The sequence below is a fragment of the Bacillus sp. 1021 genome, from assembly GCF_014534735.1.
GTDB classification, from domain to species: Bacteria; Bacillota; Bacilli; order Bacillales; family Bacillaceae; genus Bacillus; species Bacillus siamensis.
On sequence record NZ_JACVSR010000001.1, the window covers coordinates 1149866 to 1167949 of the forward strand.

Consider the following 18084-nt stretch of genomic DNA (forward strand, 5'->3'; position numbering starts at 1 on the left):
GATATACGGCATTGTATGCGGGCCAACTCCCAATTGTTTTATGCGAATGCCCATCTATGTAAGAAAATAATGAAAAATTGTATGCACACGCCGAAATCTTTTGAAGCCGAGTTTCTCATAAAAGCGGTTTACACCGTCCATCCCGGACGCCACAAGGTATACGGTTTCCATGCCGTTCAGCTTCGCCGCAGCCATCAGTTCGTTCATCAATATCGTCCCGTAGCCTTTCCGCTGGAATTGATCCAGAATGGCAACTTCTTCAATTTTGGCGGTTTTATCCACTTTGTTGATGAAAAGCTCTCCGCAGCCGATCGGAATCGTTCTGGAGGCATCGCTGTAGCACACGACAAGCAAAACCGTCCCGTCCTTATACAAAGGATATTTCCGCTCAAGCTTTTGTTCGGCCGCCGCCTCGCCAATGTAAAGGGCATCATAAATGTTCATAATAGATGACCCGTCAGCAAGACTTTTTTCCGTTCCCCAAGCGGTGAGAGGATGTCCGGCCTGCCGGTCCCCATTTTCCAGCTTCCTTGCAAAAAACAGTTCATCCTCCACTACGTATCCCTGCTTTACCAATGTTTGTTTCAGAAGAAGCGGAAATGTGTGCTCCGGTGACGCTTTCACATGAATATAATTGGTTTGAAGCATGTTCGGAACAGACGCAAAAAACGGAAGCAGTCCGTCTAACGGAAATGTACGGTGCAGCTGAACAAAGTTATGTGAAAAAATCTGCGGCAGCAAAGGGTCTCTATACACAGTGTAATGCTCGAACCTCTGCATGCCGGAAGTAAGCTCAATATATTGTTTCTCGGTTTTAGCAAATTGATCGGTCATAAAAGCTCTCCTTTTCCTTACACATCCAACTGCATCTCTCATCCTTTTGTGATATTGAGATTTCTTATAATTTCATCGTACATCGGATAGAACGGCTTTCCAATTGGTAATTGTTTAATTTGTTGAAAGGAAATGGGTACCGCCTTCTGATTCGCAAAAAAGCGTTTCACTACATCCTGACTGATCGGATGGAGAACCCCTCTCAAATAAACATAAAATTCACGTTCAATGCGAAACAGCATTCTTCCGGGAATATGCTGAACACAGCCCGATCTCTCCCATCTGATCGGCGGACCGTCCGGCAGCGCTTGGATTTCATCCCGTTCTAAAGCCAGGATGCCGCGGCGTTTAAATTGGTAAAAGCGAAAGGCGTTAAGATCAATCAGCCTTTTCGTCCCGTCTTCTACAAAATAGATATGACACTGATCCGTGACGAGCTGAAAATTCGGAATACCGGCAGCGTTCTCTTCCTCGTATTGAAATAAAAAAGGATCCGGAATGACGACGGCTCTTCCTTCATATAGCGGTCGCCAGCGCTCATTGACAAGCTTTCTTTTATTCCGGTCAAGCTGATATACTTTCTGATCCGTCCCCTTTACAAAAGACCCGTCAACCAGCTCTGACGGAAGCGATTGATACGTATTCTGGAATGAGTGGGGTGTTTTATAGGTCGTATCCAACACTTCTTTTATCGGCAGAAATGATGTAAATGTGTTGAGCCTGCTCCAAAAAACAGAGTCTCCGTGATTCCAATGCATGACATCTTCGTCCCAAAAACTGCCGTACTTCTCCTTCACACACCGAAGCAATGATTTCCTGTGCATCACTGAACAGTGATCAACGAGAAAAGCAGCCTGGTCAAGCACGTCATCAGCAAAACGATAAAAGTGGAATTGCTCTGTTCCGCGCTCGTTTACATGCACCACCTTCTGACTGGAATAGACGGCATCAAATTCGGTGCATTGATTAAGCGTTTCCGCCATGCGGCTGAGTCTATCCGGATGATATACGGTGTCATCCGTCAGATAAGTGACGTATTCACCTTTAATCCGTGTAAGCGCATCATTAATCAAAACGGCATACCGGGTCGATTTCAGCCGTTCAGCCGGATTGATAAAACTGTTGTAATAGTATATGCGGTGATCTTTTATATACGTACTGATGGCCGCCGAGGTTTCTTCATTTGAATGATCATCCATTATAAACAGCTCCCAATTGCTGTAGGTCTGTTGCAACACACTTTCAATCGCCTGTTTCACGAGATCCGGTTTGTTGTAACTCGTTAAGATAATCGAGATCTTCTTTTCCATCCCATCACCCCTTCTGAACACATAAAAAACGGCTCCGAAAATGACAGAGCCTGATATCTGGTATTAAAAAGCACCCCAGCTGACGATGCTTGAAATCGCGACATTTGATCTCGTATTATTGAGAGGATTTTGAAAAACGGCCAAATCTGACAGCACTTCTTTGACAATCACGTTCTGCAATGTGCTGCCGTTAACCAGATTGACACGTGAAACAGGAACTCCAAGCTCTTTTGCCATCACAAGCTGACGCCGCAAATCTGATTGATCTCCTGACGGCTGACGCGATACCAAAAGAAGAAGCAGCAGTAAAAGATGAAATTCCTCATCAAAACCCCCGTGTTTTACAGTTTCTTGCGAATCCAAATTAATTCCTCTCCTTCTTTTTTTCATCTATACAACGTATGTCGCACTCTTGCAATCCGCATAGGCAGATAAAGCCTGATTCTAAATTCAACGGTTTTATTAAATATGAAAAAAATACGGCAAAACGGCATTCGACTTATACCAATCACACCAATCAGGAATATGAATAAACGTGAGGTTGAAATAGTTAAAGGAGGTGTATGATCCCATGAGTGAGGATCGTTTAGAGCTCAAAAAGAAGCTATTGAAAACTCTTTTGAACCCTATATTTGACAACAGCGCTTTATCTAGCGGCACAGATGGAGGAGATAACGTGGAAAACAATATAAAAGATTTATTAGAATCGGCAATTGATGCAAAAGTGGATGAAGCAGCTGCGCAAGACAGTCTCAGCGCTCAATCTGTTTTAGGAAGCGGCATTTCATTAGCAGCGAGATGGATTTTTGCGAGAGTTCAGCCCGGCACTGTTATCAGCATTGTGATGGATTCAGGAGACATGATCGGTCCGGTTCAATTTGTTTTCTTTGACGAAGTTCACGGAATTGTTTATGTTACGCAGGAAAATTCCGTTACACCGGCAGGCTCTGCTACAACATTGCTTGACGTTGACAAAGTCGAAAGTGTCACCTTCACTTCGTAACAGCAGATGAACGTTCTATATATCCGTTCAGGATATAAAGGCATTTACACGTATTTTGACCGCTGGATCGAGGAAGTTTTTTTACAGTCTTCCGTCCGCTTTTTTTCTGTTTCTGAGCTTCAGGAAGATACAATCAGCAGCATACGGGCATTCAAACCTGACATCAGTCTGATGATGGCGGGCGACCGTATTCCGTCAGAATGGCTTCAATGGCTGAGAACAGAGCAGATTCCCGTCTATCTATGGCTGACGGAGGACCCTTTTTATTTTGATGTGAGCGCGAAAATCGCCCCGCTCGCCGATGCCGTTTTGACCATAGAACAAAACGCTCTTGATGCTTATCGGCAAATGGGCTTACAGCACGTATATTATGTCCCGATTCCCGTTAATCAGCGGATTTTTACGAAACAAGCGCCTGACGCTTCTCTTCACACCAATCTGCTTCTGATCGGATATCCGTATCCGAATCGCGTTGAACTCGTGAAAGCAGCGGCGAAGCTTCCGTATACGCTTCGTATCATCGGGAAGGGATGGCGCAGACATCTGCCTAAAACAATCGCCAGACAGAAAAATGTGCTCATAATGGATGAATGGATTGAACCTGAACATGCCGCATTGTATTACAACAGCACAGACGTGGTCTTAAACCCGCACCGTTCTTACCGGTTTGCGCTCAATCAGAATGGACGCGGCATCCAAAATATCAGTTTAAATACGAGAAGCTTTGACATTGCGGCCTGTCAGACATTTCAGCTGACAGATCTATCTCCCGCGCCCCCTTTTTCATCCTTTGTTTCTTACAGCGGGCTTGCGGATTTTGCGGATAAGATCCTATTTTATATGACAAACCCAACTGAACGTGAACGAATTGCGGCACTTAATTATCAAGAGACAGTGCCGGCTTACACGTATGACCAGCTTCCGGCCGTGCTTACGGCTATTCGCTCCGATACTTTCTCATGAAACGCTCTTCACATGAAAAAGCAGCTTATCCAAGCTGCTTTTTGTATGTTTATTTTCCGCTTCTGTCGGTCAGTTTTCGCGGGTCAACCTGCTTATTGACCTGCGGGCGGAAGCCGATTTTATCAGCAATTCTTTCCCATGGCACTATTTTAAAATTTTGATTTGCCTTTTGGCCGTGATCTATATTTTCCCCATCCTGTGCGACAAAAAGACCGAACGGATATTTTGGCCCCAGCCCGAAGCCCAGAACGTCAATTCCGTCCGTATCGCTTGTGCCGTCTGTTTCAGGCCCGTCTGTAATGCGAAAATCCGCCACATATTTGTTCTGTCCTTGTCTGTCATAAATGGCATAGCTGCTGTTTCCCTGACTTGATGCCAGCAGATAGCCTTTACCGTCAGCAGCGTAGTAAATTGTCAATCCTTCAATGTCAGGCGTTAAATGCCTGCCGTCGGCTCGGTCGATAACCGTTCCGTTACTGCCGCCGTCCGGTTCGGCGCTGAACTTCCAAATGGCTTCATCTTCTTCCGCGATATAAAGACTGCCGTATTCATCGTCTGCTGCCATTCCTTCCGTCTGAGAATTCATTTTAAATGCCCTTACCTTCTTGCCGGATATGTATCCATTTTTGTCCGCCTTTAATTCATATTGCTCAAATTCGCCCTCTTTCCCTGTCACCATCGCGTAATATTTTCCCGTTTTTTGACTGTGGTACAAGCTGAAACCGTATACTTCATCAATTGCTGATGCAATTGGATTTTTTGGATCTGTAATGCTTTGCAATGTGCCGTTCTTTCTGTCAATGGCGTAGATCTCAACTGTATTTTTCCCTTCAGACCGGTTGGATGCTGCCGCAATATCGACTTTTTTTCCGTTCAACGGAAAATCATAGCGGATATCAACATTGTTCAGTTTCCCGGTATTATAGGAATGAAGCATCTTACCATCGAGACTGTAAACGACTAAGCCTGATTTTTTATTGGTCGTAATCAATTTGCTGTTCTGAGGAGTTTTGGGGTCCAGCCAAATCGCAGGATCGTCCGCCGCATCACCGGCTGTATCAACAGGTTCCGTTTCCGCCGCCGCATTGACGGTAAAATGATAAGGATCAGACAGCTTATGCTTGGCCTCAGAAGAAACGGCACCGCATGTGAGCATCAGTCCGGCTGCCGCGGTTAACAAAAGTGTTTTTGAATGATTCATTTTACTTCCTCCTTTTTTAAACCTGCACTTCAATTGTAAAATACATACAGAATCATCAGTGTTAAGTTTTTGTGAAAATTGTAAGAAAGTGAAAATTCGTGTTGAGAGAAGAAAAAAAGACGGGAGCAGAATTACAAGTGAATATTTAGTACAATGATTTGTTAGTAATTCTTTTTCTATTAATTGGATCAAGCGAAATGAAAGCGCATCAGATTAATGATTTTCTCTAATTTTTGAATTATTGGTTGCTTTCATTAACTCGCTGAAATTGTTCAACATATGATGCATGGTAGAGAAACGAGAGTTGGAGGATAAGCCATGCCTAAACAGCAAGCAGTAGAGCTAAAACCATTTTTTCACGATAAAACTGTTCTCGTCACCGGCGGGACAGGGTCAATCGGAAGCCAAATTGTTAAACGCCTTTTGCTCTTAACGCCTAAAGAAGTCATTGTATTCAGCAAAGATGACAGCAAACAATATGTGATGAAACAAAAATACGCGGATGAACAAAGACTGTCATTTGTGCTCGGCGATGTACGTGACTACAGAAGAGTAAACCAAGTGATGAAAGGTGTTGATATTGTCTTTCACGCCGCTGCGCTGAAGCAGGTTCCGACTTGTGAGGATCATCCGTTTGAAGCCATTCAAACCAACCTTATCGGCGGACAAAATGTCGCAGAAGCCGCTTTGCTGCAAGAGGTGGCGCATGTGATTAATATCAGTACCGATAAAGCCGTTTATTAAGATACTGACTACAAACAAATCAAAAAAAGAAGCTTACTCTGCACTCCTTTCCAAAGCAGCCTCCAATAAATGCTGAGCAAATTGTTTATAAAATTCATCTAAGTCATTACTTGCTTCATCCTGATTTATATAGCGGATACCGTAATTATCTTTATGGACAACCTTTATTGTTTTCTTTTTTAATTCCTCATAACGTTGGTAAGGTTCCAAAGCTACACCCCCGCTTTCACAGGAGTATTATATGTATGTAATGGTTCGTCTCTTGACTGTTCTTTCTTTATCAAAGCCTCGCAAAGCTTGTTCAAATAATATGTATGGTTTACTTTTTTCTTTATCCAGCGTTCAGAAACGATCTCTTCGCATATGAATATGGGAAAGCAGCTTTGTTCACGGTACTCAGTAATTCAAAAATGGTTCTTGGCATCCGCATTCCTATAGTCTTTTTCAATTACTCTCCAATTATCATTCAGCCTTAGAAAATATAAATATGCCTTCTCATCATCTGAGTCAACAATCCACAAATAAACATTGTGGCAGGAATGCTTCATATATAGAACCAACGTCAATGAACATTACTTCTTCACTAGTATCCAATTGAACTCTCACCAGCTTTAACACATCCTCAACAAAAGATAAGCAAATGAAGAATGAGGTCAGATTTGAAGACATTATTTCTGTTCAATATGATATTCCTTCGTGTTTATCTCTAAGCAGTTCAAAATTTATTAAGGATATGTTCAGCTTGTTCTTGAAATACCAGATTGCTTCATCTTGCTCTTCACTTAAAATGTTAATCATTTAATCAAGCTCCCTTAAATATAATGTTTAAGTGTTTTTATATGGGGGAATACATGTAAGGAGGTGGTTCATTTGGAAAACAATCAGAAAATAACGCTAAACTCTTCTTTCGCGTTATCCACTCTTATTATCTTACTTATTGTATTGTTCCCGGCCTATTCCTCTTGGCTTGTCACAATATTCTTTTTAGGATTTGCACTCATATACACATTTGAAAAAAATAAGAGTAAATCCTCAAAATTAATTGCCATTATCTCATATCCATTGTTTGTTGTTGCATTAGTTTACAGCATAATAAACAGCATGTAATCCCCCACTTAAGGGAGGATTATGTTTTGTTCTTTACATTTTAGCAACTTTTAGGCCGCCTTTGTCTGTGATGATGAAGCTGTCACTCCCGATTTTTTTCTTTCGATCCTTATCTTCATAAATCGTTACATAGTGTTTTGTCATTAGAGTTGCCCCTGCCCTCTTAAATTCCTGCTTATCCTAAAGTAAACAATTTTATATTCACCCAGAATGATCATATTAGCTAACCTAGCTAAATAAAAAGACCATCCCCCTGTTGGCAAATTTAATGCAAACCCTAATGTTTGAACGACTGCAGCAGTCGAATACTTGTCAAACTTGGTATTGCCGTATGTAGTTCCGGCATCTTGCCAATCATCTGCAGTTGTCGAAAAACTTGGATTCTTAATATTTGAGGCGGTCTTAAGTACATTGATTAGTTGGTGGTAGTTGCTTTCAGTATCAGTCCTACTTTGATTGAGCTCTTTGGCATTTACTCCTGCCCCAAAATCACAAAGCAAACCACTTACTATTTAACTTCTTTTTTGTTAAAACTACAGTTTTAATGAATCTTCTCCAGGGCATAAAATGGGCATTCCCAATGAGACTTTCGGTTCTTTTTAAAAAAAGTTGTGTCTCGTATAATAACAAAAGTATGTTTTTAAAATTTTTGTTCCTTCTTTTATAACTGAAAATTCTCAAGGAATATATTGACCTTATTACAAATATTTAATATATTGCAAATATATTAAACTAATGGTTATTTAAGGAGGATGAAGAAGTGAAGAAAAAACTTATTTCATTTATCATGGTGTTCACGTTAGCTGTGCTGGCTATATCAGTTGTTTCTCCTGGCTATGCAAGTGCAGCAGAAAGTAAAAAAGCACCTGTAGTTCAAACTAGCGGACAGGCTCCTTTAGCTTCAAATTCTGAAGTACATACACAGGGCATTCCTTTCGCTAAACAAATATTAGTAAAAGCACTTAGGGTTGGTGGCCCCGCTTTAGGAAACCTTATTAAAAAGATCCCATATAAATGGGCTCAAAAAGCTGGTGATGCTTGTTCTAAGTGGGGACACAAAGCGGCGGACGTTATAGATGAACTTACAAATTTCGGAGAAACAGCTGTTACTGTGGCATTAGTGAAAGCCGGAATTCCATTAGCTGATGCTCAGTTAATTGCGAAGGTTGTTGTGTTCTTTTTGGTATAACTATACATTAAAAACAAGAGAGTGAGGCTTACAACCTTCACTCTTTTGTTTTAATTAGGTAAGGAGAGATCACCATGAATCTGCTTTTTATGACGTTATCAATTTATCTTTTATCTCTCATCGTCTTTTTTATTTTTATGTACAGAGGAGAAAAGAAAGAAGCTGCAGAAAAAAACACAAATGAAAAATTTTTATTATCTACAGTAATAGGAGCTTTGGTTTTATCACTAATTCCTACTTCAGTCATAATGGTGATAATCTTATTTGCAACAGGATCAGCAAATGTGCTTGTAAGCTTCTTTGAATTAGAAATAGGATTTAATCATATAGTTATTATGAGTGTGTGTATGGTTGTTTATTCTTTTACTTTTGATAATATTTTTGTGGCTGTTGGAAGGCACCTCATTGGAGATAACTTTTTCAAGTTTATATTCGCCTCGTTGTTTAGGTTTTTATTTATTTATATAGTGGGTATCTTATGTTCAATTGGGAATACCGACAATTTTAAACTATCATTAGGATTAACTTTATTTTTTCTTTTGTTAGAATGTATTTTCCCTAAGAAGTCTGATCGTACCCAGAATTTAAAATCTTAAGGGCGGACAGCTGCTGAGAACTTAATGCATATATAAAAGGAAAAATGTTCAATAAAGCAGACTTAATGTCTGCTTCATTGAATTAAAACCCCTCTTCGTACAGTGCTTTCTCTAAGCAATTCAACTCCTCAAGCTCACACTGAACCTTCCAGCTTTATACTTGTCACAACAATAAAGTAACAAGAAAGTTCCCAGGACTCTCGAATCTTGATATGCTCAATGGTACTGTTTTAGATGGTGAAATCATTGCAGCAGCCCAAGAAAGGAGTGTTTAATTTGAGAAAGTTGTTTAAGTTTATCGTTTGTACCACGGTGACCATTCTTTCTCTGAGCATTATCACTACCGCATCTGCTGAAACCGACAATTATAGGTTTTCAACTAAGCTTACTAGCTCTGCTGAAGGTAAAATCTAAAGCTTTTTGTCTTAACCCTCCTAATTCAAATAGTGGTATAAATCTTACGAAAAACAAATTAACATTTGCTGGACAAGCAACTGGCAATGCATTGTATTCAAGGTAAATCTTCGATAAGCTATTCAATTACAAACAATAAATGATTCCGACATCTATTATTAGTCTGTTGCCTGAAGTGCCATCAATTTTGCTAAAGGCTACTTCTTTATTGTCACCAGCATAAAGCACCTCTTTAATTTATTCATATTGGTAAAGTAATCAGTTTCCTAGTGCTCCAGCTGCATTATGAGTTCGTCCTGTATTTAATATCAATAATTTCAATATTATTTGACTCGGCTCTTATGAAACCATTTATTAGTCTATCAATTTCAACCCACTCACCATTGCAATAATCATCTTGGAATAGCCTTATATTTTAATCATTGTCTAACCCTTCTTTTAATAAGCCTGCTTACTTGCTCCCCTTTTTGAGAAGCGAGCATATTTCAACCCCTTTCTTAATGAATCACATTTTAAGTTAACTTTAAACTGCATTATGTTGAGAATATCATCTTTAATTGGTAAGCTGACATCTAAGGAAATACTTATACAAAGCAGGTGATATATTGAACAAAATAATCGGAATGACTGGGTTAATTATCTCCTTACTTGTGCATGAGTTTTCAGCAAGTGATTCATTGACTCAAAAGATCGCCATGGCTTGTCTGTTTTTGTTCTTATTGGTTTATAATTTTGAACATACTAAGGAGTTCTCTAAAAAGTCTCTGGCTATTATAGGCGCTTCCTTTATTGTACTAATGCTTGGAATTTATCAATTGCTCTTTTTTACTGGTGATTACTTTGAAAGTCGCGGTTTAAATTTTGGATTTATCCTTTTACTTGAAATTGTTTTAGTTATTGGATTAGTGACTGCTGCGCTGAGTTTAATTAAGCATATGGCAGACCGCTTAAGGAAAACACCTGATGGTAAAGAGCATTGACTCTTTGCCTTTTTTTAGCTAACCATTTCTTTTTATGACGTCTTCTATGTACAAAATCAAACGTAATATCGACTTTTGCAGACTCTCTTCTGTCCATGATGAATTGATTTCAGAACGATTCTTAATTCCTCATCATTCATACCGCTGTCTTTTGCACTCTTAATGGACTCTTCTCCATTTTTCACCAAAATTTCTCGAGCAATTACCTTTTTGACACTTTACAAAAGATCCAGTCGCATTGCTCTCTTTGATAAGAGCTCTACATTTCTAATAGCAAGATTGAATATTGTTTGTTAATACACTTGGCCCCTACTTGTGTCTTAGAATTTGAAAGGCGTACTTGCACTATAATATTTGTCATTTCAGCCGATATGGAATCAACCCTTCCAGAAATCAGGAGTTTCTCTTCCTTTGGGGTTGGATATAGTTTAAATCGCCAACTGATTTCACCTGTTCGTTCTCGCAGCACTTGGCGGGTATAACTGCACTTTATAGATTAGTGCCACACCCTGGGCGTTTTTTGTTTTTGATTCACCGGTTCCGAATACTGTGCACTACAAGGCATTGGACTGGCTTTCATTTGAGTTGGAGAGGCAATAACAGCAGCCAGTAAGGGTATAACCAAGATAAATCGTTTCAATTAAATTCCCTCACATTTTTTTGTTAATTTCCCTTACTCCCGCCTTGAATATTTATCATTGTTACTGGAGCTACTGGCGCTGCCGGTAAAGATGGAAATCAGCATATGAATTAGCTGTTCAACAAGGATTCACTGGAACATTAGATAAGTGGCTTGCTTCTCTGAAAAAAACAGCAAACTGATCACATCCCTTCTCTAACGAGGAGGGGATTTTTTTCGTTTTTCAAATTAGAAAAACCCAAAAGCTCTACATCCTTTTACAATTTTTTCAATGACTATGTTATGATTATTTTCAAGGGATTTTTGAAATTTTCAGAAAGAGGGGTTTGGATGAGCAAGATCGCTTCTGAAGTTGTTGCTACTACACTGAATGATTGGTACATTGCTATAAAAAAACAAAAGGTAATTGAGTCAATAAAATATTACTCAGAGATAAAGAGTCTGTTCGATGACATGGAAGAGGATCAAGAAGTTCTTGCATATTACAGTTTACTAGAAGAAAGACACAAAATGTTGCTGCATTCTTCACGCGGAGAGCCATTACAAAAGCACACTTATTTCACTGAAGAGAATGAAAATTTCATAAAAAGAACGAATGATAAATTGGAATATAACTTTTATTTATTCGAAGCAATGTACGAGGCATACAACAAAAATTATGATCGCGCAATTAACTTATATGGATTAGCTGAGAAAAAGCTTGCAGAAATTCCGGATGAAATTGAAGCAGCTGAATTCTACTCCAAGGTCTCCTACTTATACACTCTTGTTAAACAAAGTATTGTGGCACAACACTATATCAAGAATGCAATTACAATATATAAGCGACACCCTGATTATAAATGCAAACTGGCAACTTCAACAATGATTGCGGCTGCAAACTATTCCGATATGAAACGGTTTGAGGAGTCAGAAGCATATTATTTAGAAGCAATAGAAATTGCACAAGAAACAAAGGATGAATATTTGGAAGCTCAGTTATATCACAACCTTAGTATCGTGTATTCTGATTGGGACAAACCTGATAAGTGTATTAATTCTCTCGAAAAAGCTATTGGAAATGAATCTTGGATGAATTCAAATTATTATATAAATTCTTTATTCATGATGATTAAGGAACTATTTAAAATTGACGAAAAAATGAAAGCCATTAATTTTTACAATAAAGCACAGGAAAGACTCATATTAATGGAGAATAAGATATACGAAGCCAAAATTAGCATTCTATATAACCTTTATTGCGGTGAATTAAAAAACAACTTCAATAATTGCATCCGTTATATTGAGTTTTTAAAACAACAAAATGACCTTGAAAGTGTAGATGAATTGTCCTACATAGCTGCAAAAAGGTTTGAATCAATAGGTGCTTTTGAAGAAGCAACCAGCTTTTTCAATGAAAAAATTTGGGCTGAACAGAAAATGAATCAGGTGGAGGGAATCTTATGAAAAAAATTGTGCTTTGCGTATCTATTTTAACTGTAATTTTAAGTGGGGTAGCTTTAACGCAATTGAGTACAGATTCACCATCTAACATCCAGGTAGCTGAAAGGCCAGTCGGAGGTTAAAAAATTAATTAATTTAGCCCTACTCATACGAGTGGGCTTTTTATTTTATCTAAAAGATAAGGAGCGTTATATGAAAAAGTCTTATGTTTTATATGGGATTTCAGGAGTTCTAATTGGTGCATTAGTTATATTGTTGATCAATGCATTCTTTATAAATAAAGGTGAACACTCTGTAAGTACTTCTAAAATTAATCCAACCGAGGATAAAATCTTTTTTATCTATTCAAATCCACTCATCAAGAAAAGCGTACTCATATCCACATCACAAGGAGAAAAATTCAATAAACGATACTTTAAGGTACCGGATATACCATATATCCAGAAAAAAAACCCCTCTTCAGACGATATCGTCTTGTTAGCTGAACATGAACCATATTATTACACATTAAAAAACAACACCATTAAAGAACATAAGTTATCCAATCCATTTGCTTTTTGGTATCAAGGAGAGGATATTTCTGTAAAAGCCTATAATGTCGACACCAATGAAAATGAACTGAAAGTAAATGATAAAAAGTTCAATAAAAAATACAGCCTGACTTTGCCCTCCCTAGTAACCATGGGAGAAAGCGATGATAAGTATATTTACGTCATTCAAGGAATGTCTATGTACGTCATTGATTGAAAAACAGAAGAGATTATTAAAACGATTGGATTAGCTTCCTATGGAGATTTATTTGATCACTCTGAAAAATATGTTGTAGCTAGCTCAGAACATGAACTAACTGTAATCGAAAAAGGATCATGGAAATCAAAATTCATAAAATATCCTGATGATCTCGAACAAGCGGACACTGTGTATTACGACAAAAAAAGCGGTAAATTTTACGTTACATATATTAATAAATCCGGATACGCCTGCTTACTTGAGTACGGTAAAGATTTTTCTTTTGAAAAATTCAATTTAAAATTTCCGTATATGAATGCAAAGTTTAAAGCTCAAAAACTTTATGTGATTTCACAAGAGGAAAACAAAAAAGGCATTGGTGGCTATATGGGGATTTTTGATATCCGTACTAAAAAGAAGCTTAATGAATTTGATTTGCCTGAAGAAGAAACAAAAGTGCAGGACTTTATGGTTTTAGATTAAACATAAAGAATAAGTTGCAAAGCAAAAGCCCCTTATTTAGGAAGGGGCTTTAATTTTAAATTAAATAGATGTTTTATATGCGTTAATTGCCTGATTTCTCAAAAGCATATTATCTTTCGTAACCATTCCAAGATTGTATGCTTGTTTGATGATATCCAACACTTGATTATCAGTTTCAGTTACAGCTCGTCCACCCGTTATTCTGGACTTCCAGTAATCAAACTGGTGATTTAACTCTGAACTGCTTTTAAGATTTTTATTATCAACTACTTTGCCATTCTCCAGCGCTTCTTTGAATTCAGTAAAACCAATTGAACATTGCTGATTCGAACTAATTCCTGCACCTTCTGTCGCTAAACTGCAAAACGCTAAAAACTTCGGATCTTTCGTGATATTGTAAGAGTTATTTAGACCTTCCATAACATTCACCCTCTCTCGAATTTTACAACGTTGCTATAAATGATTTTCATGTTTTTCCCAAGACCTTCAACTTGAATCTCATTTGAAGGAAGTTCGTTCATTGGAATTTCAATGTATTTGTCCCATCCTATCACAATTTTGTTTTGTCCAAGTATAGGGTCATATTTGTATATGTTCGCTTCACCTTTGTATAACAAATTTCTCCCATCCTTTGCTTTAATGACGGTCGAATTTGTATAGCCCATAAAACGAACTTTAATATGCAGCTTGTCACCTTTCAAAACATTTGTTGCATTTGGCTTGCTGCTTGTAATAGGCTCCCATATAAAGTCGTTTCCATCCGATGTGACAGAAAGAATCTGAAGACTGTAAAGCGGTGTTGCTTCAACTGCTTTTGCTTTCGATGTGTGAATGGAAAACATCGCTGTAACAGCAAGAAGTGTAACTGTTACTAAACTAAGAACTTTTTTCAATTCCTTAACCTACTTGGTATTATTTCACATGTTATTTATCGGTAATTACAGCGAGATATTTAACTTAAATACAAAAAAAGAACCTATTTCTAACATGGTTCTTTTCGTTTAGGTAACTGTATGAGGTTTTTAACGACATATAAATGGGACTAGTGTATAAAGTTTCCTGTACATTAAAGCATGCTCACTCAAGGGAGTCTTGCTCATCCCCTTTGGAAATGAAACCATTGAAATGATTTGCAAAACTTTGTTTATGAATAAAACCATTATTTTTATTTGGTTTCGATAAGCATCTTCAATGTATTAATATGCTTTATTACTTCCCAAATACTTTTCATGCTGTCTTTCTAAAATATTAATATCCTTTTTAAGGATCTCAACTTTATATTCTTCTTTGGCTTCCTCAGATAAATTGTCGTTTAAATAGCGCCGTAATTCTTCTTCACTTTTTGTTTTATCCATACCAATTGATATGACTGGGTCTGTTTCTCCAATCCCATAGCTAAATAAGCCAAATTCATCCCATGCACTTTGTAATACTTCCTCAGTGGATCTTTGATTTTTAAGAGGATGTGAACCTATGCTATACATGAGCACAGAACAAACAATAATCAAGACTCCAATTAATTTCTTTTTCATTGTCTCATCCTTTTTATTTCGATAATACCACAAAAACACAAAATAGGAATTATTTTCTATAAACTAACAGTATCTTATTTCATTACAGACTGGTTTTGAGAGGATAAATGCTAATACGCCTCTTAAATAACGACTCTAATTAGATTAGCATAAGATACGGTCTGTCACCGTTTGTGAAAGTAACCTCCCATACATTCACCATAATTCTCGTGAATTTTATTTTAATTCTTTTAGGAGTTTTACATATTCACCATATTCATCTTCACCAAGAAATAATACGGTTGTAAAACCCTTCTTTTCATATAGATGCCTTGCGTTTAAGTTATCTGTATCTACACGAGTGTTATTTCCTCATATCCAAGTTGTTGAGCATAATCAATCAAATAATCAACAATAATGCCACCTATCCCCCGATTTCGATATCCTTCTTTAACAATCATACGAGAAAGATAAACGCGTTTATTCAGAATGGTATAATCTGGGTCATCGTTTCGAAAAACTAACGATCCTTCTCCTATAAACTCGTCATTCACTAAGTAAATAAAAGTAATTCTGTTGCCGCTTACTAATTCGTCATAAAACACCTTAGCCATTTTCTTTTCCATGTCCCAAATATTATTACACTTATTGTAGTCTTCGGGTTTTAATTTCTTTATTTGGTACGAAACCATAACCTCTCCCCCTCTCTTTTAAAGAATTTCCGGCATAAAATACCGACCTCGCTGTGCAGGGGTTACGCTTTTTCGCTTTCTCTGTTCCGTGTTGAAGCTGTTGAAAATCGGCCTGGATGAACTGTCGTTCGCTTCGGTTTCTGCGTATTCCTTCGTTAGATCATGATCGAGCTTTCCAAGCTTGTGTATGGTACTGTCCCGTTTCTTATCTGCAGAATCCAGCTTTTGATCGACATCCTCTGTCGAGAAAACATCAAGATGAATGATATCGCTTATCTCATTAAGAATATCTCTCATTTCATTCCGTTGCTCCTGCATGATAGCTTTTGATTTATTCTTCGCATGAATCAGCTCATGTTCTAAAAAGGACTCTTCCACAAACGAATCGGCCAATCCCGCATCAGTTACTTTTCCAGAAAGACTGCTAAGAAAAGCAATCTTCATATCGATCAGATCAAGCCAGCTGTCTGTGACACCAGCGTGATCTTGAAAGAATGCTTTGATGTTATCAGCACCTTTGCCCGAAAACTCACTGTCATCTAGATCAGCCATTCCCTGAAATGCTTTTCTGAGATTGATAAATTGTTCCCTGACCTTATCGTATTCTTTTGCTCGCTTTTCCGCTGCTGAGATTAACGAGGATGCTTCAAATACCTTCATTTACGTCTCCTTTCCACTTAATCTTATCTGATTTTTACCATAGTTTTAGATTCTTCGATTTTCAAAATCAGATGTTTACCTAAAATCAAATTTACAATATTCGGTTTTATATTCATAATCAGGAAGGTTTGTCCGATATAGAGACAGAACAAACAAATTGGGGGAATTACATTGAAGAAATGGCTGTTAGGTATTGGCGCATTATCTCTAAGCTTTTCTTTGGCGGCATGTGGGTCTGATTCTGCTTCTACAGATAAAACAGATTCAGACAAAGCTAAAACAACGCAGCAAGAAGAAAAGAATGCAAAAGAGACAAAGACCGACACTCAATCAAACGACAAAAGTACTAATGACAAGAATGAAAAAGTCGAAAATGCTTCAAAGAAGGATTCGTCGGATAAAAAGACATCTGACAATAAGAAAAAGCTGGTCGATGTAACACTAAACAGAACGGTTGACGGAGACACGATTAAAGTTAACTATAAAGGCGAAGTCAAAACTGTTCGTTATTTACTTATTGACACGCCTAAAATTAAGAAGCCAAACTCTTGCGTACAACCATATGGTGAGGATGCTTCAGCAAGAAACAAACAGCTGGTTAACAAGGGCAAGCTTCAACTGGAGTTTGATAAAGGAGATCATACAGACAAGTATGGCAGAATGCTGGCTTACGTTTATGCAGATGGCAAATCAGTACAAGAAACACTGCTTAAAGAAGGATTAGCACGAGTAGCTTATGTGTATGAGCCAAACACGAAGTATTTAGACACGTATAAGAAAGATGAGCAGGCTGCGAAAGATAAGGACTTGAAGATTTGGAGTAAGAATGGCTATGCAACTGATAAAGGATTTAATGGCTGCGTAACGAAACCGAAGCAATCAGTAAGTGTATCTAAGCCGGCTCAAAAGTCAGTTACAACACACCAATCCGAGACACATCAATCGAACTCAAGCAGTTCAGCATCAAGCAGCTCTTCTAACTCTGCACAAGCCTCCCCTTCTGCTGGGGGAACTGAACACTTTGCAAACTGCACAGAGCTGAGAAAGAAATATCCGCATGGTGTACCAAGCACTCACCCTGCTTATACATCTAAAATGGATCGGGATAATGACAACTATGCATGTGAGAAGAATTAATTATTTTGAAGTCCTCTGGGGCTTCTTTTTTTATTTGGATACATTCAAAAACCACAGAGCGTGTGAGGGACTCTGTGGTCTATAGTGGCTGATTAAACCCCTATGATACATCAATTAGGATTTTATCAAAATTTTTCTTTTAAAGATAACATCATCTCCGTCTCAAATAATGCCTGCAGCAGTTCATCTATATTAATTTCCCCCTGCCTGTGATTATGCTTTTCATAAGTACGAATAATCTCTTCATATTCTGATCGATGCTCTCCTTTAAGAGAGCTAATTCCAAGCTCTTCACCATATCGGTTAATGAATAATTGCTTACTCATTTCTTTCGCTTTATCATTTTCATAATTACAAAATGCAGCTGACAACTGGACGAGAAAAGTTTCATCTTCAGAATTTAGGTTATTCTCGTTACACCAGTCTACAAAACGATTTCCAGTCATGT

General features: G+C 38.0%; 20 protein-coding genes and 6 pseudogenes. 12 read left to right on the top strand and 14 right to left on the bottom strand.

The window, feature by feature from the left end; all coding sequences use genetic code 11:
- Window positions 1-54: 54 nt before the first annotated feature.
- The 3 genes from ICW23_RS05430 to cgeC all read right to left on the bottom strand — a co-directional run bounded on the left by ICW23_RS05430 (window position 55) and on the right by cgeC (window position 2507).
- Complete coding sequence (locus tag ICW23_RS05430; protein ID WP_016936650.1) at window positions 55-834, bottom strand: GNAT family N-acetyltransferase; 780 nt, start codon at window positions 832-834, stop codon at window positions 55-57.
- 38 nt (window positions 835-872) lie between these two features.
- On the bottom strand, window positions 873-2144 hold the full coding sequence (locus tag ICW23_RS05435; RefSeq protein ID WP_188154155.1) for a glycosyltransferase family 2 protein: 1272 nt from the start codon (window positions 2142-2144) through the stop codon (window positions 873-875).
- 63 nt (window positions 2145-2207) lie between these two features.
- Window positions 2208-2507 carry a spore maturation protein CgeC gene (gene cgeC, locus ICW23_RS05440; protein WP_016936652.1) on the bottom strand — a complete coding sequence of 100 codons (300 nt, stop codon included), beginning with the start codon at window positions 2505-2507 and terminating at the stop codon, window positions 2208-2210.
- Window positions 2508-2715: 208 nt separating this feature from the next.
- Here cgeC and ICW23_RS05445 point away from each other — a divergent pair, with 208 nt between their 5' ends.
- Window positions 2716-3147: a hypothetical protein gene (locus ICW23_RS05445; protein WP_016936653.1), complete on the top strand. Its 432-nt coding sequence runs from the start codon at window positions 2716-2718 to the stop codon at window positions 3145-3147.
- 6 nt (window positions 3148-3153) lie between these two features.
- Window positions 3154-4110, top strand: coding sequence for a CgeB family protein (locus tag ICW23_RS05450; RefSeq protein ID WP_188154156.1), 957 nt, complete (start codon window positions 3154-3156; stop codon window positions 4108-4110).
- A gap of 49 nt (window positions 4111-4159) precedes the next feature.
- Here ICW23_RS05450 and phyC read toward each other — a convergent pair whose 3' ends face one another.
- Window positions 4160-5311 (bottom strand): 3-phytase, encoded by a 1152-nt coding sequence (phyC, locus tag ICW23_RS05455; protein ID WP_188154157.1) that lies wholly within the window; start codon window positions 5309-5311, stop codon window positions 4160-4162.
- A 318-nt stretch (window positions 5312-5629) separates the two neighbouring features.
- On the opposite strand from phyC, the gene ICW23_RS05460 reads away from it, so the two are divergent.
- Window positions 5630-6055 carry an SDR family NAD(P)-dependent oxidoreductase gene (locus ICW23_RS05460; protein ID WP_016936656.1) on the top strand — a complete coding sequence of 142 codons (426 nt, stop codon included), beginning with the start codon at window positions 5630-5632 and terminating at the stop codon, window positions 6053-6055.
- A gap of 33 nt (window positions 6056-6088) precedes the next feature.
- Here the strand turns inward: ICW23_RS05460 and sprB are convergent, their stop codons facing one another.
- From sprB to ICW23_RS18910, 3 genes and pseudogenes are all read right to left on the bottom strand, one after another.
- Complete coding sequence (gene sprB, locus ICW23_RS05465) at window positions 6089-6265, bottom strand: recombination directionality factor SprB (protein WP_016936657.1); 177 nt, start codon at window positions 6263-6265, stop codon at window positions 6089-6091.
- A gap of 2 nt (window positions 6266-6267) precedes the next feature.
- Window positions 6268-6429: pseudogene (locus tag ICW23_RS18905) on the bottom strand (hypothetical protein); the annotation flags it as partial.
- Between the two features lie 319 nt (window positions 6430-6748).
- Window positions 6749-6853, bottom strand: a pseudogene (locus tag ICW23_RS18910) (hypothetical protein); the annotation flags it as partial.
- A gap of 72 nt (window positions 6854-6925) precedes the next feature.
- Between ICW23_RS18910 and ICW23_RS18915 the strand changes: the two are divergent.
- The 5 genes and pseudogenes from ICW23_RS18915 to ICW23_RS05485 all read left to right on the top strand — a co-directional run bounded on the left by ICW23_RS18915 (window position 6926) and on the right by ICW23_RS05485 (window position 10341).
- Window positions 6926-7162: a hypothetical protein gene (locus ICW23_RS18915; RefSeq protein WP_045926144.1), complete on the top strand. Its 237-nt coding sequence runs from the start codon at window positions 6926-6928 to the stop codon at window positions 7160-7162.
- A gap of 760 nt (window positions 7163-7922) precedes the next feature.
- On the top strand, window positions 7923-8351 hold the full coding sequence (locus ICW23_RS05475) for a hypothetical protein (protein ID WP_188154158.1): 429 nt from the start codon (window positions 7923-7925) through the stop codon (window positions 8349-8351).
- Between the two features lie 74 nt (window positions 8352-8425).
- Window positions 8426-8947 carry a hypothetical protein gene (locus ICW23_RS05480; RefSeq protein WP_188154159.1) on the top strand — a complete coding sequence of 174 codons (522 nt, stop codon included), beginning with the start codon at window positions 8426-8428 and terminating at the stop codon, window positions 8945-8947.
- 149 nt (window positions 8948-9096) lie between these two features.
- Window positions 9097-9204 (top strand): annotated as a pseudogene (locus ICW23_RS18920) (ATP-dependent DNA ligase); the annotation flags it as partial.
- A gap of 762 nt (window positions 9205-9966) precedes the next feature.
- Window positions 9967-10341 (top strand): YoqO family protein, encoded by a 375-nt coding sequence (locus ICW23_RS05485; protein ID WP_016936662.1) that lies wholly within the window; start codon window positions 9967-9969, stop codon window positions 10339-10341.
- Window positions 10342-10608: 267 nt separating this feature from the next.
- On the opposite strand, the pseudogene ICW23_RS18925 reads toward ICW23_RS05485, so the two are convergent.
- Window positions 10609-10981 (bottom strand): annotated as a pseudogene (locus ICW23_RS18925) (YoqH family protein).
- A gap of 330 nt (window positions 10982-11311) precedes the next feature.
- Here ICW23_RS18925 and ICW23_RS05490 point away from each other — a divergent pair.
- The 3 genes and pseudogenes from ICW23_RS05490 (at window position 11312) to ICW23_RS05500 (ending at window position 13636) form a co-directional block, all read left to right on the top strand.
- Window positions 11312-12427 carry a Rap family tetratricopeptide repeat protein gene (locus ICW23_RS05490; RefSeq protein WP_016936663.1) on the top strand — a complete coding sequence of 372 codons (1116 nt, stop codon included), beginning with the start codon at window positions 11312-11314 and terminating at the stop codon, window positions 12425-12427.
- Entirely contained in the window at window positions 12424-12546 is a 123-nt protein-coding gene (gene phrK / locus ICW23_RS05495; RefSeq protein WP_016936664.1) for a phosphatase RapK inhibitor PhrK, read from the top strand. Before ICW23_RS05490 ends, phrK begins: the two co-directional genes overlap by 4 nt.
- Before the next feature lie 70 nt (window positions 12547-12616).
- A pseudogene (locus tag ICW23_RS05500) lies at window positions 12617-13636 on the top strand (hypothetical protein).
- A 60-nt stretch (window positions 13637-13696) separates the two neighbouring features.
- Here the strand turns inward: ICW23_RS05500 and ICW23_RS05505 are convergent.
- The 5 genes and pseudogenes from ICW23_RS05505 to ICW23_RS05525 all read right to left on the bottom strand — a co-directional run.
- Entirely contained in the window at window positions 13697-14056 is a 360-nt protein-coding gene (locus tag ICW23_RS05505) for a hypothetical protein (protein WP_045926142.1), read from the bottom strand.
- Between the two features lie 5 nt (window positions 14057-14061).
- Window positions 14062-14529, bottom strand: a complete 468-nt coding sequence (locus ICW23_RS05510; protein WP_016936666.1) for a DUF4879 domain-containing protein — start codon at window positions 14527-14529, stop codon at window positions 14062-14064.
- Between the two features lie 303 nt (window positions 14530-14832).
- Window positions 14833-15168: a YolC/YozM family protein gene (locus ICW23_RS05515; RefSeq protein WP_016936667.1), complete on the bottom strand. Its 336-nt coding sequence runs from the start codon at window positions 15166-15168 to the stop codon at window positions 14833-14835.
- A 332-nt stretch (window positions 15169-15500) separates the two neighbouring features.
- Window positions 15501-15839 (bottom strand): GNAT family N-acetyltransferase, encoded by a 339-nt coding sequence (locus tag ICW23_RS05520; RefSeq protein ID WP_223152202.1) that lies wholly within the window; start codon window positions 15837-15839, stop codon window positions 15501-15503.
- 69 nt (window positions 15840-15908) lie between these two features.
- A pseudogene (locus tag ICW23_RS05525) lies at window positions 15909-16499 on the bottom strand (T7SS effector LXG polymorphic toxin); the annotation flags it as partial.
- Window positions 16500-16670: 171 nt separating this feature from the next.
- Between ICW23_RS05525 and ICW23_RS05530 the strand changes: the two are divergent.
- Window positions 16671-17636, top strand: coding sequence for a thermonuclease family protein (locus tag ICW23_RS05530; protein ID WP_188154160.1), 966 nt, complete (start codon window positions 16671-16673; stop codon window positions 17634-17636).
- A 125-nt stretch (window positions 17637-17761) separates the two neighbouring features.
- Here the strand turns inward: ICW23_RS05530 and ICW23_RS05535 are convergent, their stop codons facing one another.
- Window positions 17762-18082 (bottom strand): hypothetical protein, encoded by a 321-nt coding sequence (locus tag ICW23_RS05535; RefSeq protein WP_016936670.1) that lies wholly within the window; start codon window positions 18080-18082, stop codon window positions 17762-17764.
- Window positions 18083-18084: the final 2 nt, after the last annotated feature.

What these genes read in the sequence shown, in the direction of transcription:
- ICW23_RS05430 (WP_016936650.1), bottom strand. Translation starts at nt 834, where the DNA reads ATGACCGATCAATTTGCTAAAACCGAGAAACAATATATTGAGCTTACT.
- ICW23_RS05435 (WP_188154155.1), bottom strand. Translation starts at nt 2,144, where the DNA reads ATGGAAAAGAAGATCTCGATTATCTTAACGAGTTACAACAAACCGGAT.
- ICW23_RS05445 (WP_016936653.1), top strand. Translation starts at nt 2,716, where the DNA reads ATGAGTGAGGATCGTTTAGAGCTCAAAAAGAAGCTATTGAAAACTCTT.
- ICW23_RS05450 (WP_188154156.1), top strand. Translation starts at nt 3,154, where the DNA reads ATGAACGTTCTATATATCCGTTCAGGATATAAAGGCATTTACACGTAT.
- phyC (WP_188154157.1), bottom strand. Translation starts at nt 5,311, where the DNA reads ATGAATCATTCAAAAACACTTTTGTTAACCGCGGCAGCCGGACTGATG.
- ICW23_RS05460 (WP_016936656.1), top strand. Translation starts at nt 5,630, where the DNA reads ATGCCTAAACAGCAAGCAGTAGAGCTAAAACCATTTTTTCACGATAAA.
- ICW23_RS05480 (WP_188154159.1), top strand. Translation starts at nt 8,426, where the DNA reads ATGAATCTGCTTTTTATGACGTTATCAATTTATCTTTTATCTCTCATC.
- ICW23_RS05490 (WP_016936663.1), top strand. Translation starts at nt 11,312, where the DNA reads ATGAGCAAGATCGCTTCTGAAGTTGTTGCTACTACACTGAATGATTGG.
- phrK (WP_016936664.1), top strand. Translation starts at nt 12,424, where the DNA reads ATGAAAAAAATTGTGCTTTGCGTATCTATTTTAACTGTAATTTTAAGT.
- ICW23_RS05505 (WP_045926142.1), bottom strand. Translation starts at nt 14,056, where the DNA reads ATGGAAGGTCTAAATAACTCTTACAATATCACGAAAGATCCGAAGTTT.
- ICW23_RS05515 (WP_016936667.1), bottom strand. Translation starts at nt 15,168, where the DNA reads ATGAAAAAGAAATTAATTGGAGTCTTGATTATTGTTTGTTCTGTGCTC.
- ICW23_RS05520 (WP_223152202.1), bottom strand. Translation starts at nt 15,839, where the DNA reads ATGGTTTCGTACCAAATAAAGAAATTAAAACCCGAAGACTACAATAAG.
- ICW23_RS05535 (WP_016936670.1), bottom strand. Translation starts at nt 18,082, where the DNA reads ATGACTGGAAATCGTTTTGTAGACTGGTGTAACGAGAATAACCTAAAT.